A 17,156-nucleotide genomic window follows, 5' to 3' on the forward strand; every position below is an offset into this window, starting at 1 on the left:
CTATGGATAACACCAGGACACCTGTGCTCTATATCGTGGGCAATTACAATATTGATTTAGTGATGGGAACCCTGCCCCACTGGCCCGCGCAGGGAACTGAGATGATGCTCGAGCACAGCGCTCTGCGGCCCGGCGGCTCTGCTGGCAACTGCGCGCTGGCCGCCGCCGCCATGCAGCTGCCGCACTGCGCGGTCGGCTGTCAGGGCGACGACGCGTTTACCCCGTGGCTGGCGGCACAGTTTCCCGGCGATAGCGCGCGCTGGCCGCAGTATCCCTGTGAAACCTCGCTGACGGTGGCGGTCACCCATCCCAACAAAGAGCGCTCGTTCCTCAGCAACCACGGACACATTACCCGCCTGACCGCCGGGGATGTGCTGGACCAGTTGCCTGCCGCCGCTGGCGAGGGCGATATCGTGTTGCTCTGCGGCACCTTTCTCTGTACCAGGCTGCTGTCCGACTATCCGCAGCTGCTCGCCACGCTCCGCCAGCGCGGGTTTACCCTTGCCGTCGATACCGGCTGGCCGCCCCAGGGCTGGAGCGACCCGCTGCGTCATGAGGTCGACCGCTGGCTGGGCGACTGCGACTGGCTTTTGCTCAACGACGTTGAAACCCAGCAGCTGGCCGCCCGCCCGACCCTCGCCGAAGCCGCCGCAGCCCTTGCGGCACGGCTCAGCGGCAGCGGCGGGTGCGTGGTGAAGCGCGGCGCTGACGGCGCGGACTGCTGGACGACCGACAGCCATCACCATGCGCCAACCCGGCCCGTCACCGTCATCGATACCATCGGCGCTGGCGACAGCTTTAACGCGGGCTTTCTTGCCGCGCTGCTAAGCGGTAAACCGGTGCCAGAAGCGCTGCGCTGGGGAAATACCGTCGCCGCGCAGGCGATCGGCACCTCCCCGCGCCGCTATCCCGACTGGCATACCCTGCAACATCACCTTGAGGAGGCCACCGATGGCCAGTGTTGAACTGATCGATGTCGCCAAGCGATACGGGAAACAGACGGTGCTCCAGCCGCTGGACCTCACCATCCCCGACGGCAGCTTTACCGTGCTGGTGGGCCCTTCCGGCTGTGGCAAGTCGACCCTGCTGCGCCTGCTGGCCGGTCTCGAAACGCTTTCCGGCGGCACCATTCTGATGAACCAGCGGCCGGTCAACGATCTGGATCCCGCCGACCGCGATGTGGCGATGGTCTTTCAGAGCTATGCGCTTTACCCCCACCTGACGGTGGCGGAAAATCTCGCCTTTCATATGCAGGTGAAAAAGGTGGATAAGCAGTTACAGAAAAGCAAAGTGCAGCAGGTCGCCAGCCTGCTGGGGATTGATAAACTGCTGGCTCGCTATCCGCGTGCGCTCTCCGGCGGCCAGCGCCAGCGGGTGGCGATGGGCCGGGCAATGGTCAGGAACCCGCAGGTTTTCCTGTTCGATGAGCCGCTGTCGAACCTTGACGCTCAGCTGCGGATGGAGCTACGCGCGGAGATCAAATCCCTGCACCAGCGCATCAATACCACCATGATCTATGTCACCCATGATCAGGTGGAGGCAATGACTCTGGCCGATCAGATTGTGGTGATGCGCGACGGGCAGATCGTCCAGCAGGGGGCGCCGCTGGCCATTTACGACCAGCCATGCAACACCTTCGTCGCCCGCTTTATCGGCTCCCCGCCGATGAACCTCCTGCCCGGTCAGCGAGACGTGCGCAATGGCCAGCCCGGCGTCGCCTGCGGCGCGCTGTGGTTTCCGCTGGCCGAACGCTGGCATCAGGCGGTGGCGAACCAGGGCGATGCCCCGTTGATTGTCGGCCTGCGCCCGCAGGATATTCTGCCGGATGCGCATGGCGCGCTGGCAACGGTAAACATTATGGAGGTGACGGGGGAGTCCACCCTGCTTCATCTCGACTGGCAGGGTTTTCCGGTGCATGTGCAGGTTGCCGGCAGGGTGGCGGTCGCGGCGCAGCAGACGCTGGGGCTGACTCTCCGCTGCGAGAGCCTGCATCTGTTTGATGCCGCCAGCGGCGAGCGGCTGGCGGAGACGCGTTAAGGGCGAAGGGAGCCGGTCATCATCCGTGTGGCCGGGCTCCGGGCGAGGTCGTATTCCAGGGCTACTCCCCTTCCCGCTCTGCTGGCGTCCAGGCCGGCAGAGTCTGGAAGGTGTGCAACAGCCCCTCGGACCACGCCTTGCGGATGCGGTTGAAGTAGGGATCGCTGTCGGTGATGCGATGCTGCCCGGCGCTGCTCAGGCTGCCGCTGCGGTAGAGCAGCGTATCCAGCGGCAGGCCAACGGACAGATTACTGCGCAGCGTCGAGTCAATGGAGATCAAGGCGCAGCACATCGCCTGCTCCAGCGGCGTATCGATGGTCAGCACCCGATCGATGATCGGCTTGCCGTACTTGCTTTCGCCAATCTGGAAATAAGGCGTGTCGCGGGTGGCTTCAATAAAGTTGCCCTCCGGATAAATATGGAACAGACGATGGGTTTCGCCGGCGATCTGGCCGCCAAGCAACAGGTTGCAGTTGAAGTTAGTATTACTGCAGTTTTGCTGGTTGCTGCTGTCGCGCTGGATCACCTCCAGCAGCGTTTTACCGATCAGCATGGCGGCGTCGTAGAGGGAAGTCACCTGCATCAGGTTCGGCTCCTGCTGGGTACGGATCCGCGCGCTGAGCAGGCTTATCACGCTCTGGGTGGTGGCCAGGTTGCCGGCGGATTGCAGCACCAGCACCCGTTCCCCTTCCTGATGGAAAACGTGCAGCTTTTTAAAAGTGGCAATATGGTCGACGCCCGCGTTGGTGCGGGAGTCGGAAGCAAACACCAGTCCATCCGCCAGGCACATGGCCACACAGTAGGTCATTGCGGTTATTCCCGTATTATTGCTGCTGCGCCTGCTGGCTGTGTTCGCGCACTTCAGCGTTGGTTAACATAATCTCCCCGCCGCCGCCCAGCCGGGTGCCCCGTACCGGGCAGGCGTCGAGATAATCCAGCCCAGTCGCCAGCCGCAGATGCTGATTCAGGCGACGGGTATTATTGGTGATATCAAACGACAGCCAACGGCCGTCGAGCCACACTTCCGCCCAGGCATGCATCGCGACATGCTGGGCATTATCGCTGTAGACATAGCCGCTGACGTAGCGCGCCGGGATCTCCAGCGCCCGGCAGCAGGCGAGAAAAACATGGGTATGATCCTGGCACACGCCCTTCGCCCGGGCGAAGGCGTCGGCAGCGGAGTCCTGGACCTGGGTCGCGCCGGGGGAGTATGGCATTCTTAACAGCAGATCCGCCATCAGTTGATTCAAACTCTCTTCCGCCGCATCGGGACGATAGAGGCGCTGGGCGAACTCACGGATCGCCGTATCGGCGCGGGTCAGCGGCGTACTGCGCAGAAAAACCAGCGGCGACAGCAGCTCGGCCTCTTCATCACGCGTCTCTTCCCCCTCGTCGGCGATATCGACAATCCCGCTGGCGCGGATGGTGATCTCTTTATGCGGGTTATCCAGCGTCAGCACATGCAGCACATTACCCCAGCCGTCGGTCGTGGTCACCGCCGCGCCGTCCGGCAGGGTCAGCGTCCAGGCGGTGATCGTCTGCCGTCCGGTGCTGCGCGGGGTCAGGCGCAGATACTGGGTGGAAAACTTCACTTCTTCATCGTAGCCATAGCGGGTGAGATGATCGATGACCAGTTTCATAAGGCCTCCAGATAGGTTTGTCTGATGCTGTCGGACAGGGCGTTAATTCTCGCCAGCAGTCCGTTAAGCGTGGTCTGCAGGTCCGCCTGCGCCAGGTCGTCACGGGTGCTGAAGCGCAGGTCAACGTTGAGCTGATGGGCGAGGCGCAGCGGCTGATAAGAGCGATCGTTGGCGATCTTCTCCAGTTCGCCCACCAGGTCGGCAATGCTGGCGCGCAGCGAACGTGGAATATCGTTACGCAGGATCAGCAGCTCCATCACCGTTTCGCGACTGACCGGCTGGCGGTAGAGGCTGTTGTAAGCTTCGCGGGCGCTGACCGCATTGAGCAGGGTATCCAGCCGGTAGTATTCGCGCACCGGGTCCGGATCGTTGGTCAGCTGTTGATCCTTAATTAGCAGCAGCTGGGTGGTGGCGAACGCGCGCTCGATCAGCGTGCCGATACCGATAAAACTCAGGGCGTCGTTGCGCAGCAGCGTGCCTATCACCGCTCCGCGAAACAGATGCACCCGCTCTTTCACCCACTCGAAAAAGCCGTCGCTCCCCAGTTCGCCCAGCCCCTGCTGGCGGAGGGTCCGCAGTTCGATGCGGGTGGCATTGATGCTCTCCCACACTTCGGCCGACAGACTGCCGCGCACAGCGTGCGCGTTGTTCCACGCCATCTCCACGCAGCTGTAAATACTGCAGGGGTTGTTGCCATCGAGGGCAAAAAAGTTGAGTAGATTGCTCATGGTAAAGCGGGCATGGCGCGCCTGAAACAGCTCGTGGGTCATTGACAAATTCAGCGGTAGCGCCAGATCCCGCGACTGCTGGCTGTGGCGGGGGATCATTGATAATTTCCAGGTCACGTCCAGCACCCGGGCGTAGCTCTCCGCCCGCTCAAGGTAGCGGGCCATCCAGAACAGTTCACTCGCCGTACGACTTAGCATGATGCGTCATCCTCCATCACCCAGGTATCCTTGGTTCCGCCGCCCTGCGACGAGTTGACCACCAGCGACCCTTCGGTCAGCGCCACGCGGGTCAGGCCGCCGGGCACCAGCCGCATCTCCTGTCCGGAAAGCACATAGGGGCGTAAATCGATATGCCGTGGCGACAGCCCTTCATCAACGAAGGTTGGGCAGGTCGACAGCGCAAGGGTATCCTGGGCGATATAGTTGGCCGGATTGGCCAGAAGGCGCTGGCGGAAGGCCTCCCTCTCCTCTTTGGTGGAACGCGGGCCGACCAGCATGCCGTAGCCCCCGGCGCCATGGACCTCCTTGACCACCATCAGCTCCAGATTGCTCAGCACGTAGCGCAGATCCTCCGCTTTCCGACACTGCCAGGTGGGGATATTGCTGAGGATCGGCTGTTCGCCGAGGTAAAAGCGGATCATCTCCGGGACGTACGGATAGATCGATTTGTCGTCAGCCACCCCGGTGCCGATGGCGTTGGCCAGCACTACGCCGCCGGCGCGGTAGACGGACAGCAGCCCCGGGACGCCGAGCATCGAATCGGCGCGGAAGGCCAGCGGGTCGAGCCAGGCATCGTCGATGCGGCGATAAATCACATCCACCCGCCGCGGCCCCTCAGTGGTGCGCATATACACCGCGCCGTTTTTAATAAACAGATCGGCGCTTTCCACCAGCTCGACCCCCATCTGCTGCGCCAGGAAGCTGTGCTCGAAGTAGGCGCTGTTGAAGCGACCCGGGGTCATCACCACGACGCAGGGATCATCCACCAGCGAACTTTCGCGCAGGGTCTGCAGGAGGTAGCTCGGGTAGCGCTCCACCGGCGCAATGTGATGCTGCTCGAACATCTCCGGATAGAGGCGCATCATCATCTTACGGTTTTCGAGCATGTAGGAGACGCCGGACGGCGTGCGCAGATTATCCTCCAGCACGTAATACTGACCGTCGTTATTGCGCACCATATCGACGCCGGTGATATGGGCATAGGTGTTGTTTGGCAGGTTGATGCCCTGCATGCACGGTTGATACTGCTCGTTGGCCAGCACCTGCTCGGCCGGTATCAGCCCCGCACGCAGGATATTCTGTTCATGATAGATGTCATAGAGGAAAGCGTTCAGCGCTTTCACCCGCTGGCGAATGCCGCGGTCAATGCGCTGCCACTCCCCGGCGGGTATGATCCGCGGCACGCTATCAAACGGGATCAGCCGCTCGGTTCCCTCATCCTCGCCGTACACGTTAAAGGTGATGCCGATACGGTGAAAAAGCAGTTCCGCTTGCGCTTTTTTCTGCCGGATAGAGAATTGATCGGTGTTGCGAAACCATTGCCACCAGGCATTATAGTGCGGCCGCTGCTCACCCTGGGCGGTCAGCATCTCGTCATAATAATGCCCGTCAGGAAGCGTTATTTTTATCATGGCCGTCTCCTCCGGTTGTACTCACTTTGTGGTAATCCCGATAAGAGATAAGCATTAATTATGCCAGGTCATCCGCCGCCGCGGCGTTGTGCAAATCGGTTCTGACCCGCCGTCTGATTGTGCAAAAAATCGCCACAATGGCCGCCTGCGCCCGGCTGCGGTTGCACCGTCGTGAGGCAGGGCGACGATTTTTGCGCCATGGTGGACGCCAGCGCCGTCAGCCAGTGTGCCGCAGGCCGGGCCTCACAGCCCTTCTCGATCCGCTGGTATTCGCCTCCAGCGCGCCGTGGCCAGTGGCCCGGGCGCGTTGGCTTGTCTGTAAGACTAATCGCGTTGCCGGCGGTTGTAGCAGAAAACCAGGCAGGTAAATCCTCTGTTTTCGCGCAAAATGTTACCCCTGACACGCGCAGCGGCAGATATTCGTCTAAGGTTTTTGGATGGCCAAACGTCGTGGCCCGCAGTCGATAATGATAAGGAGAACTCCCCATGACGAGTACTGATGCACATCGTCCCGCTGCTTTGCCCTGTTCCCTGCGCCTGGCGATCGGCGGCGCCCTGCTCGCCCTGATGAGCCTGAATGTCCAGGCGGAAGACGGCAAAACCGCGCCGCCACCCTCGCCGGATATTCTGCTGGGCCCGTTGTTCAATGATGTCCAGAGCGCAAAGCTCTTTGCCGATCAAAAAACCTTCGCCGACGCGATCCCTAACAGCGATCCGCTGATGATCCTTGCCGATTACCGGATGCAAAAAAACCAGGCCAGCTTCGACCTGCGCCACTTCGTTGAGCTGAACTTCACGCTGCCGAAAGAGAACGACGCCTATGTGCCGCCCAAAGGGCAAACCCTGCGTCAGCATATCGACGGCCTGTGGCCGGTCCTGACCCGCAGCACCGTCGAGGTGGAAAAGTGGGACTCGCTGCTGCCGCTGCCTAAGCCCTACGTGGTCCCCGGAGGACGCTTTCGCGAAGTCTATTACTGGGACAGCTATTTCACCATGCTGGGTCTTGCCGAAAGCGGTCACTGGGATAAAGTCGAAGATATGGTCGCCAACTTCGCTGCGGAAATTGACACCTGGGGCCATATCCCCAACGGTAACCGCACCTATTACCTCAGCCGTTCGCAGCCCCCCTTCTTCTCCTTTATGGTAAGCCTGCTGGCGACGCACGATGGCGACCAGGTGCTGAAAACCTACCAGCCGCAGCTGGAGAAAGAGTATCGCTACTGGATGGCCGGGGCGGACGCGCTGGCACCCGGCAGCGCCGACAAACGGGCAGTGCGGATGGCGGATGGCGCGCTGCTCAACCGCTACTGGGACGATAACGACACCCCACGTCCCGAGTCCTGGCTTGACGACGTCAAAACCGCCAAAAGCAACCCGAATCGTCCGGCCACCGAGATCTATCGCGACCTGCGCTCCGCCGCCGCTTCCGGCTGGGATTTCAGCTCCCGCTGGATGGACAATCCGCAGCAGCTCGCCACCATTCGCACCACCTCGATTATCCCGGTCGATCTCAATGCCCTGATGTTCCATCTGGAGAAAACCCTCGCCCGCGCCAGTAAAGCAGCGGGGGACAGCGCCGGCGCTACCCGGTACGACGCGCTGGCCAACGCCCGCCAGCAGGCTATCGAGAAATACCTGTGGAATGAAAAAGAGGGGTGGTACGCCGATTACGATCTGAAAACCCACAAGGTGCGCAATCAGCTGACCGCCGCGGCGCTGTTCCCGCTGTACGTCAATGCCGCGTCGCGCGAGCGAGCGACGAAAGTGGCGGCCGCCGCCGAGTCGCGGCTGCTCAAACCCGGCGGGCTGACCACCACCACCGTCAACAGCGGCCAGCAGTGGGACGCCCCCAACGGCTGGGCGCCGCTGCAGTGGGTGGCCGTCGAGGGGCTGCAAAACTATGGTCAGCAGAAGATCGCCATGGAGGTCACCTGGCGCTTCCTGACCAACGTGCAGCATACCTATGACAGCAAGCAAAAGCTGGTGGAGAAGTATGACGTAAGCTCAACCGGCACCGGGGGCGGCGGTGGGGAATATCCACTGCAGGACGGCTTTGGCTGGACCAACGGCGTCACCCTTAAGATGCTGGATCTGATCTGCCCGCAGGAGAAACCCTGCGATGCGCTGCCTGCTACCCGTCCGGCGACAACGCCTTCACCGCAGGACAAACCTGTTGCGGCGCCCGCGGCTAACGACCCCGCCCCTGCGGAACCGCAAAAGACCGGCTCCTGACGCTTTGCCGCCCCCTACCAAAATCGGTAGGGGGAAGCGGTCTCCCTGGTCACTACCGTCCCGCGCAGGCCCATTCTGCGGCTCGCGGGAAACCCTTCTCCATCCCCTCGCGCTGAACAGATCACCTTTTCGCTTGATCGCATAAATACAAACAATAATAATTCGCATTACTTTTTAACGAATAATGACAGATTCGTTTTTCCCGCGGCGGCGTACAGGAGTACCAAACCGCGCAGGTTCAGGATGATCTTATGAACGTGGCTATTTCTCGCAAACGCCCGGGGCTGCTGTACGCCCTCGCGGTCGCACTTCCCTTCACCGCGCAGGCCGAAGAGACGGTGGTGGTAACGGCCAGCCCGCCGGCATCCGCCAGCGCGCCGACTGAGGGCTATAGCGCCAGCACCTCGCTCGGGGCGACAAAAACCGACCAGCCGTTAATCACCACCGCCCAGTCGGTGTCGGTTGTCACCCGCCAGCAGATGGCGGATCAGGGCGCGAATACCATCAGCCAGGCGCTGGAATATACCCCGGGGGTCTACTCCAGCTTCGGCGGCGGCGCCACCCGGTTTGACGCCATCTCCCTGCGCGGCTACCACGGCGGCGACGTCGATAACCTGTTCCTCGACGGCATGCGTCTGATGAGCGACGGCGGCAGCCATAACGTGGTGCAGATCGACCCGTGGTTTATCGAACGCGTCGATGTAATCCGCGGCCCCTCCTCCGCGCTCTACGGGCAGAGCGTGCCGGGCGGCGTGGTCAACCTGACCTCCAAGCGCCCGCAGTTCAGTCAGCAGGGCCACGTCCGCCTGACTGGCGGGACGCAAAATACCAAAGGCGCGGCCTTCGATTACACCGACGCCATCAATGAGCAGTGGGCATGGCGGCTGATCGGTATGACCCGCAGCAGCGACACGCAGTATGACCATACCCGCGAAGAGCGCTACGCCATTTCACCTTCCCTGCTGTGGCAGCCGGACAGCGATACCTCGCTGCTGCTACGCGCCTATCTGCAAAAAGATCCTTCCGGTGGCTATCATGGCTCTTTGCCGCTGGACGGCACCCGCTACGCGCACAATGGCCGTAAGCTCTCCACCAGCACCAACGAGGGCGATCCGGGAGATGGCTATCAGCGCCGCCAGCAGATCTACAGCTATGAGTTTGACCACCAGTTCACCGATGTCTGGTCGGTCTATTCCGCGGGAAGCTACACCCACACCAACGTCTCCCTCGATCAGGTCTACCAGGTCGGCTGGATAGATGACAGCGACATGCTGGCTCGCGGCTACAGCGGCTCGCGCGGTTCGCTGGACGGCTGGTCAATCGATAACCGCCTGCGCGCCGATTTCAATACTGGCGATCTGGCGCATACCCTGATCCTCGGCGCTGAATACCATCGCTTTCGCAACGATCTGTGGACCGGCGCCGGCGGCGCGGCGCCCCTTAACCCGTTTACCGGCTATACCGCCCAGACCGGGCATACCGTGACCTACAGCGATGATAATAATCGCCGTTATTACCAGACCGGGCTGTATCTGCAGGATGAGATGGTCTGGGACCGCTGGCATGTGGATGTTTCCGCCCGCTATGACCGTATCGTTTCCCAGCAGGTCAGCGATACCCTGGGCACCTCAAACCGCCGTTCAGACGACCATATCAGCGGCCGCGCCTCGCTGTTGTACGCCCTGGACAACGGTCTTTCGCCCTACCTGAGCTACAGCCAGGCGATTACCCCGGCGATGCTGCCCGGCGCTGACGGCAAACCGTTGAAACCGACCACCGCCGAACAGGTCGAAGCCGGCCTGAAGTTCCAGCCGCCGGGCAGCAGCGACCTCTATAGCATCGCGATTTACGATCTGATGCAAAAGGATGTCGCCACCCGCGACCCCAACATCGCCACCGCCACCTATATTCCGGCGGGTAAGGTCCATTCCCAGGGGGTTGAGCTGGAAGCGCATCACCAGATCACCCCGCAGCTGAGCACCCTCGCCTCGTATACCTGGAATCGTCTGCGCTTCCAGGACACTAAGGACGGTACCGACAACAACACGCCGCAGCTGACCCCGGATCAGATGGCCTCCTTCTGGGCGCGCTATCAGTTTCCGGCGGGGATCTCGCTGGGCGCCGGCGTCCGCTACATTGGTAAACAGTGGGCGGATGATGCCAACACCGCGCGGCTGCCGTCGGTCACGCTGATGGACGCCATGATGCGGGCTGACCTCGGCGTCTGGTCGCCGGGGCTGAAAGGCGCTTATGTGCAGGTCAACGCCAACAATATCGGCAATCGTGAATACGTTTCCGGCTGCTACGGCACCGGCAACTGCTACTGGGGAGCAGAGCGCAGCGTCATGGCCACCGTGGGCTACGACTTTTAACTGACAGCGTAAAGATAAGCCTCCGCCCGTGACGGCGGAGGCTTTCGTTAACAGGTGACGTCACGCTTTGATGGCTAATATTAACTTAAAGATGCCAGGCCATTATTTCACTTGCCCCCCTGTGATGAGAGGACTTAATATGCTGGCGAAAACAGGTTAGGACGCTCACAAGGAATAAAAGTGAACCCTGTCATTAGCTATCTCGCCAATTTACATCCGTTATCATTTATGGGTTACCATATATTATCCACCACAGTGATATATATTCTGGTAAATATAATTATTGCGAAGACCCGCCCTACTGAAAATACCACAGCCGTTCCGGCGCCCTATTCTATCTCACCCTCTTTTTTAGCCTGGCTACGTAATAGCGCCACCAGCGTCATTCAGCTGGCCATGTTCAGGCTGTTAAGAAAAAGCTATGTCACTCTCATCCATTCTGCGGACAATATTCAACTCTGCGCCAATCAGCAGTACGCAGAATGCAAAATGACCTGTGTGGAAAAAATACTGTTTGACCATTTCGCTACGCCAAAATCCAGTGACCAGGATCTGCCGCTTTCTCTGCACGTCGCCGAAAAGAACCACTGGGCCACCGATCCTCACTGCCAAGGGCTGCGGCTCAGCCCGACGCACCAAACGTGGAATATGATATTGATTGCCGCGCCCTCCCTGCTATTGATCGCCGCGCTCGCCTGGAAAACGCTTTTTGATAATCAGGCGATAATTCACTCCAGCGTGTTCAGCTGGCTGACAATGGGGATGGTTTCCGGCCTGTGGTGGCTGTGGCTGTTATGCATCACCTTAAATGCCACCCGGCTGGACCGGGAAGGGATCGCCGTTAATATCTTTCATCACTATATTGATACCCTGAAGGAGACGCTTATTGCTGACGCAGATACCCTGACCGATGAAAACGCCGATTATTGCGTGGCGATCGGTAAAACCGCCCTGCTTCCCGAAAGATATGGTGAATATGTAAAAATCATCAACCTTATTAAGTATCCCTTTTGTCTGCAGAGGCTGGATTAACGAGGGGATGGTATGTGGAATTTTATAATGCATCTGCATCCACTGCTGTTTCTTGGCGGTTTTATACTTATCGTCCCGGGTATCTATATTGCTATTGGTATAATGATTATCCTGTCGCGGCCAGCGGCTCAGCCCCAGCCGCACGCGATAGAGGTTAGCCCCTGGTTGCTGGCGTGGCTGACCGGAGAAGGGACCCGGGTGATTCAACTGGCAATGTTCAGCTTACTCAGTAATAAGCATCTGTGGATCCCGGAGCCCGGGCAGGTTTTGGCTAACGGACGCTATGCAAACCACGAAATGAACGTCATTGAAAGCATACTATTTGACCATTTTGCGGTGCGAAAGCCGTGTCATGAAGATCTGCCCTGCTGCCTGAGTATCGCCGGACGTAACCTCTGGCAGGAACAGATAGCAAGTGCGGGTTTAGCCTTAAGTCCGCTGCGCCGCGGATGGAATATGCTGGCCATCAGCATCCCTTCGGTCGCCCTCGGCGTTATCGTTGCCAGTAAGACCTTTATCTGGCTCGACCTCACCGCTTACAGCATCTTCAGTTGCCTGCTCATGCCCTCGGGTTGCGTTCTGTGGGGCGGATTATGGATAGAGGCCATTAGCAAAACCATTCGTCTCGATATCAACGGCATTTCGCATCATGACGCCCATGCCTGCATCAATGCGTTACGAGAAACGTTAGCGTATAAAGGCGCGCAGGAGGATGACGCGACGGCCATGCTCTGCGTGGCGGTAAACGGCGTGGAATCGCTTCCCGAGCGCTACCGGGAATATAAAGCGTTAATAGCGCCGATTAGCGTTATCACGTCGCTGCGCACAGAGGATTAGGACCCCGCCAGGCCGGCGGGGCGAAGGTAAGGTTACATGGCGTCCAGCGCTTTCTGCAGCTTCCAGATATAGCGCGGCGCCTGCGGAGCCGGGTGTTTTTTCGCCACATGCTCGAAGAACTCATCGGCGTCGAGGTCGTTAATCTCCTCGATGGCGTCCTGCCGGTTTGACGAGAAGGTGCGCAGCAGCGCGCCAGCGCCGTTGGCATAGGAGACCACCACCGCATAGCGCATCACCTGCGGGTCTTTGATCCCCGCCAGCGGACCATTCTCCAGCATGCTCAGATAGGCGGCCCCCATCGAGATATTCCGTTCCGGGTTTTTCAGCTCACTGACCGACGGCTCGCCGCGCCAGCCCATCCGCCGGTAAACATCGCGTCCGGAGGTCGACGGCTTAAGCTGCATCAGCCCGACGGCGCCGGATTTACTCACTACCGCAGGGTTACCGCCCGACTCGATGGCAATGATCGCCGTGATCAGCTGCGGATCCACGCCCCAGGCGGCGCCGGCTTTTTCACTGATCGGCATCCACTGCATCGCCCGCTTCACCGGGACCTCGGGGTTCCACGGTGGATTGGTGTAATCATGTTTCGAACTACAACCGGCCAGAAAAACGACTAAAATAAGCAACCATCTCAATTTCACACATCTATCCTTATCTACCCAAACGCCATCATGCTGCAGAACGACGGCAGCGGTACGTCCCCCGCCCGCCGACAGCCTGATGGATGACGGGTGCGGATTGAAGTTAGCCACCTGGAGATGACAATCGCCATTCCAGGCGGCATCATAACCCTTTCATTCATAGCAAGGAATTATCATGTCTCAGTTTTATCTGGTCGCGCCATCCGGTTATTGCATCAACCAGCAGGCGGCGGCCCGCGGCGTCGAGCGTCTGCAGCAGGCCGGGCACGAGGTGGCCCACCAGCAGGTCATTCCCCGTCGGCAGCAGCGTTTCGCCGGAACTGAACATGAACGGCTGGCCGATATTAACCAGCTTGCCCAGTTGCCGGGCCGCAACCGGATCGTTCTCGCGGTGCGCGGCGGCTACGGCGCCAGCCGCCTGCTGCCGCATATCGACTGGCAGGGGCTGATTGCCCGCCAGCAGCGTGACCCGTTGCTGATTTGCGGCCACAGCGATTTCACCGTCATCCAGTCGGGCCTGCTGGCCATGGGCAACGTCGTCACCTTCAGCGGGCCGATGCTCGCAGGGAACTTCGGCGCGGAGACCCTCGATCCGTTTACCGAACAGCATTTCTGGCAGGCGCTGCGCCAGCCTGAATTCACCCTCGAATGGCCGGGCGAAGGGCCGAACTGCCGGGTGGAAGGCACCCTGTGGGGCGGGAATCTGGCGATGCTGACTTCGCTTATCGGTACCCCGTGGCTGCCGGCGATCCGCGACGGCATTCTGGTGGTGGAGGATATCAATGAGCACCCGTTCCGCGTCGAACGCATGCTGCTTCAGCTGTTGCACAGCGGCGTACTGGCGGCGCAGAAGGCGGTGATCTTCGGCAGCTTCACCGGCGGCGCGCCGAACGACTATGACGTGGGATATGACCTGCCGCAGGTGTTTGATTATCTGCGCCAGCAGCTCTCTGTACCGCTGATAAGCGGACTGGAGTTTGGCCACGAGCAGCGCACGGTGACCCTGCCGCTGGGCGCGCGCGCGCGGCTGGTCAACCAGCCATCAGCCACCACCCTGACAATCAGCGGCCACCCGGTGCTGGCAGAATAAATTTCCCAGACGCATAGGCGGATTCCCTGCGAATTGTTAAAATAGTGTCACTTTTAGCCATTTTTTCACGCCAGTCAGGGAGTACGTGAACATTGGACGCCGCTGCGGTCATTAGTCTGTTTATTCTGGGTTCTGTTTTAGTAACCTGCAGTATCTTATTGAGCTCCTTTTCTTCGCGCCTTGGCATCCCGATTCTGGTCATCTTTCTGGCCATCGGGATGCTGGCAGGCATTGACGGCATCGGCGGCATCCCCTTCGACAACTACCCCTTCGCCTACATGGTGAGTAACCTGGCGCTGGCGGTGATCCTGCTGGACGGCGGGATGCGCACCCAGGCCAGCTCCTTTCGCGTCGCGCTGTGGCCAGCACTGTCGCTGGCGACGGTCGGGGTGCTGATCACCTCGGCGCTGACCGGGATGATGGCGGCCTGGCTGTTCAAACTGGATATGATCGAAGGCCTGCTGATCGGCGCCATTGTCGGCTCCACCGACGCCGCGGCGGTCTTCTCGCTGCTCGGCGGCAAGGGGCTCAACGAGCGCGTCGGCTCGACGCTGGAGATTGAGTCAGGCAGTAACGACCCGATGGCGGTCTTCCTGACCATCACCCTGATCGAAATGATCCAGCAGCACCAGACCGGCCTCAGCTGGATGTTCGCCGTGCATATCATTCAACAGTTCGGTCTCGGGATCGCCATCGGCCTCGGCGGCGGCTACCTGCTGCTGCAGATGATCAACCGCATCGTGCTGCCCGCCGGGCTCTATCCGCTGCTGGCGCTGAGCGGCGGGATCATGATTTTCGCCGTCACCACTACCCTCGACGGCAGCGGTATCCTCGCCGTCTATCTCTGCGGCTTTCTGCTGGGCAACCGGCCTATCCGCAACCGGCACGGTATCCTGCAGAACTTCGACGGTCTGGCGTGGCTGGCGCAAATCGCCATGTTCCTGGTGCTGGGCCTGCTGGTGACGCCCTCCGACCTGCTGCCGATCGCTATCCCGGCGCTGTTGCTGTCGATGTGGATGATTTTCATTGCCCGTCCGCTGTCGGTATTTGCCGGTCTGCTGCCGTTCCGCGGGTTCAACCTCCGCGAACGGGTATTTATCAGCTGGGTCGGCCTGCGCGGCGCGGTGCCGATTATTCTCGCGGTGTTCCCGATGATGGCCGGCCTGGACAACGCCCGCCTGTTCTTCAATGTCGCCTTCTTCGTGGTGCTGGTGTCGCTTCTGCTCCAGGGCACATCGCTATCGTGGGCGGCGAAAAAAGCCAAAGTGGTGGTGCCGCCCGTCAGCTGGCCCATCTCCCGCGTCGGGCTGGATATTCACCCGGAAAACCCGTGGGAGCAGTTTGTCTACCAGCTGGGCGCCGATAAATGGTGCATCGGCGCGGCGCTGCGCGACCTGCATATGCCGCCGGAGACGCGGATTGCCGCCCTGTTTCGCAACAATGCCCTGCTGCACCCCACCGGCAGCACCCGCCTGCGGGAAGGCGATATCCTGTGCGTCATTGGCCGCGAGCACGACCTGCCGGCGCTGGGCAAAATGTTCAGCCAGTCGCCGCCGGTGGCGCTCGATCAGCGTTTTTTCGGCGACTTTATACTTGATGCCGAGGCCCGCTTCGCCGATGTGGCGCAAATCTACGGCCTCGACGGCGGAGAGGAGTTCCGCGAACATCAGCAGTCGCTGGGGGAAGTGGTGCAGCAGCTGCTGGGCGCCGCGCCGGTGGTGGGCGACCAGGTGGAGTTCGCCGGGATGGTATGGACAGTCGCGGAAAAAGAGAACGATCACGTGCTGAAGGTAGGGGTACGGGTCGCGGAAGACGAGGCGGAGTGATCCGCCCCGGAACAGGTTACAGGGTCACAACCGGCACCCGCGGCGCCAGGGCGCACATCAGCTCATAGCCGACGGTGCCGCAGCTGGCCGCCACGTCGTCGATTTTAATCTCTTTGCCCCACAGTTCGACCGGCGCGCCGATCCCGGCCTGCGGACAGGGCGTTAAATCGACCGCCAACATATCCATCGACACGCGCCCGACGGTGGTGGTGCGTACGCCGTCCACCAGCACCGGCGTGCCGCTCGGCGCTACCCGTGGGTAGCCGTCGGCATAGCCGCAGGCGACGATGCCGATCCGCTGCTCCTGGGTGGTGCGATACAGGCCGCCATAGCCAATCGCTTCGCCGGGGCGCAGGTTCTGCACGGCGATGATTTCGCTGCGCAGGGTCATCACCGGCTTCAGGCCGGTGTTCGCGATATCCTGCCACTGCCCGGAAGGCGATGCGCCATACAGCACGATGCCGGGACGAACCCAGTCAAAATGCGCTTCCGGATGCCAGAGCGTCGCCGCCGAGTTGGCCAGCGAGCGTGGGCAATCCAGCCCCTCCGCCGCCTGTTCGATCCGGCGCATCGGCTCAACAATCCCCTGCGGGTTCTCCGCCTCCGCGAAGTGCGACATCAGCGTCATCTCGCCGACGTTGCTTATCGCCCGCAGCTGCTGCCAGACGGTATGCACCCGCTCCGGCATAAAGCCCAGCCGGTTCATACCGCTGTTCACCTTGAGATAGATATCCAGCGGCGCGCGCAGCTTCGCCTGCTGCAGCGCCTTAATCTGCCAGTTGCTGTGGACGCTGGTGGTTAAGCGATATTGATCCAGCACCGCCAGCTCATCGGCATGGAAGAAGCCCTCCAGCAACAGGATCGGCCCTTTCCAGCCCTGCTCGCGCAGCAGGATCGCCTCTTCCAGGTTGAGCAAGGCGAAACCATCCGCCGCACTTAACGCACTCCATACCCGCGCCACGCCATGGCCATAAGCATTTGCTTTGACCACCGCCCACAGGCGCGACCCGGGGGCCGCGCGACGCACTATCTGTAAATTCTGCCGCAAGGCCAGCAAGTCGATACTGGCCACTACCGGACGGGTCAT

14 protein-coding genes are annotated in these 17,156 nt (G+C 60.8%); 8 read left to right on the forward strand and 6 right to left on the reverse strand.

The window, feature by feature from the left end:
• The first annotated feature begins 2 nt into the window (after positions 1–2).
• Together GQR96_RS15025 and ugpC are read left to right on the forward strand one after the other, a co-directional pair.
• Positions 3–965 (forward strand): carbohydrate kinase family protein, encoded by a 963-nt coding sequence (locus tag GQR96_RS15025; RefSeq protein ID WP_004203288.1) that lies wholly within the window; start codon positions 3–5, stop codon positions 963–965.
• The gene (ugpC, locus tag GQR96_RS15030) at positions 952–2,037 is read left to right on the forward strand and encodes an ABC transporter ATP-binding protein (protein ID WP_017900187.1); all 1,086 of its coding nucleotides are present in this window, start codon (positions 952–954) and stop codon (positions 2,035–2,037) included. Before GQR96_RS15025 ends, ugpC begins: the two co-directional genes overlap by 14 nt.
• A gap of 61 nt (positions 2,038–2,098) precedes the next feature.
• Here ugpC and GQR96_RS15035 read toward each other — a convergent pair whose 3' ends face one another.
• The 4 genes from GQR96_RS15035 to GQR96_RS15050 are packed head-to-tail and all read right to left on the reverse strand — an operon-like array spanning position 2,099 to position 6,036.
• Entirely contained in the window at positions 2,099–2,845 is a 747-nt protein-coding gene (locus tag GQR96_RS15035; RefSeq protein WP_004203290.1) for a proteasome-type protease, read from the reverse strand.
• A gap of 16 nt (positions 2,846–2,861) precedes the next feature.
• Entirely contained in the window at positions 2,862–3,677 is an 816-nt protein-coding gene (locus GQR96_RS15040) for a transglutaminase family protein (RefSeq protein ID WP_004203291.1), read from the reverse strand.
• Positions 3,674–4,603 (reverse strand): alpha-E domain-containing protein, encoded by a 930-nt coding sequence (locus GQR96_RS15045; RefSeq protein WP_002910835.1) that lies wholly within the window; start codon positions 4,601–4,603, stop codon positions 3,674–3,676. The genes GQR96_RS15040 and GQR96_RS15045 overlap by 4 nt, the downstream gene beginning before the upstream one ends.
• The gene (locus GQR96_RS15050) at positions 4,597–6,036 is read right to left on the reverse strand and encodes a circularly permuted type 2 ATP-grasp protein (RefSeq protein WP_004180417.1); all 1,440 of its coding nucleotides are present in this window, start codon (positions 6,034–6,036) and stop codon (positions 4,597–4,599) included. Before GQR96_RS15050 ends, GQR96_RS15045 begins: the two co-directional genes overlap by 7 nt.
• A gap of 486 nt (positions 6,037–6,522) precedes the next feature.
• On the opposite strand from GQR96_RS15050, the gene GQR96_RS15055 reads away from it, so the two are divergent.
• The 4 genes from GQR96_RS15055 (at position 6,523) to GQR96_RS15070 (ending at position 12,509) form a co-directional block, all read left to right on the forward strand.
• On the forward strand, positions 6,523–8,268 hold the full coding sequence (locus GQR96_RS15055; RefSeq protein ID WP_069734115.1) for an alpha,alpha-trehalase: 1,746 nt from the start codon (positions 6,523–6,525) through the stop codon (positions 8,266–8,268).
• Positions 8,269–8,519: 251 nt separating this feature from the next.
• Complete coding sequence (locus GQR96_RS15060) at positions 8,520–10,640, forward strand: TonB-dependent siderophore receptor (RefSeq protein WP_069734114.1); 2,121 nt, start codon at positions 8,520–8,522, stop codon at positions 10,638–10,640.
• A 489-nt stretch (positions 10,641–11,129) separates the two neighbouring features.
• Positions 11,130–11,672 carry a hypothetical protein gene (locus tag GQR96_RS15065; protein WP_227502979.1) on the forward strand — a complete coding sequence of 181 codons (543 nt, stop codon included), beginning with the start codon at positions 11,130–11,132 and terminating at the stop codon, positions 11,670–11,672.
• Positions 11,673–11,699: 27 nt separating this feature from the next.
• Positions 11,700–12,509 (forward strand): TIGR04222 domain-containing membrane protein, encoded by an 810-nt coding sequence (locus GQR96_RS15070; protein ID WP_227514891.1) that lies wholly within the window; start codon positions 11,700–11,702, stop codon positions 12,507–12,509.
• 32 nt (positions 12,510–12,541) lie between these two features.
• Here GQR96_RS15070 and emtA read toward each other — a convergent pair whose 3' ends face one another.
• On the reverse strand, positions 12,542–13,153 hold the full coding sequence (gene emtA / locus GQR96_RS15075) for a membrane-bound lytic murein transglycosylase EmtA (protein WP_069734111.1): 612 nt from the start codon (positions 13,151–13,153) through the stop codon (positions 12,542–12,544).
• Between the two features lie 175 nt (positions 13,154–13,328).
• Here emtA and ldcA point away from each other — a divergent pair, with 175 nt between their 5' ends.
• Both ldcA and GQR96_RS15085 read left to right on the forward strand, forming a co-directional pair.
• Positions 13,329–14,243 (forward strand): muramoyltetrapeptide carboxypeptidase, encoded by a 915-nt coding sequence (ldcA, locus tag GQR96_RS15080; protein ID WP_017900195.1) that lies wholly within the window; start codon positions 13,329–13,331, stop codon positions 14,241–14,243.
• Between the two features lie 92 nt (positions 14,244–14,335).
• Positions 14,336–16,069, forward strand: coding sequence for a potassium/proton antiporter (locus tag GQR96_RS15085; protein WP_004203303.1), 1,734 nt, complete (start codon positions 14,336–14,338; stop codon positions 16,067–16,069).
• A gap of 16 nt (positions 16,070–16,085) precedes the next feature.
• Here GQR96_RS15085 and dadX read toward each other — a convergent pair whose 3' ends face one another.
• On the reverse strand, positions 16,086–17,156 hold the full coding sequence (gene dadX, locus GQR96_RS15090) for a catabolic alanine racemase DadX (RefSeq protein WP_004203306.1): 1,071 nt from the start codon (positions 17,154–17,156) through the stop codon (positions 16,086–16,088).

The sequence above is a fragment of the Klebsiella sp. PCX genome (assembly GCF_021869705.1).
Lineage (GTDB): Bacteria > Pseudomonadota > Gammaproteobacteria > Enterobacterales > Enterobacteriaceae > Klebsiella > Klebsiella quasipneumoniae.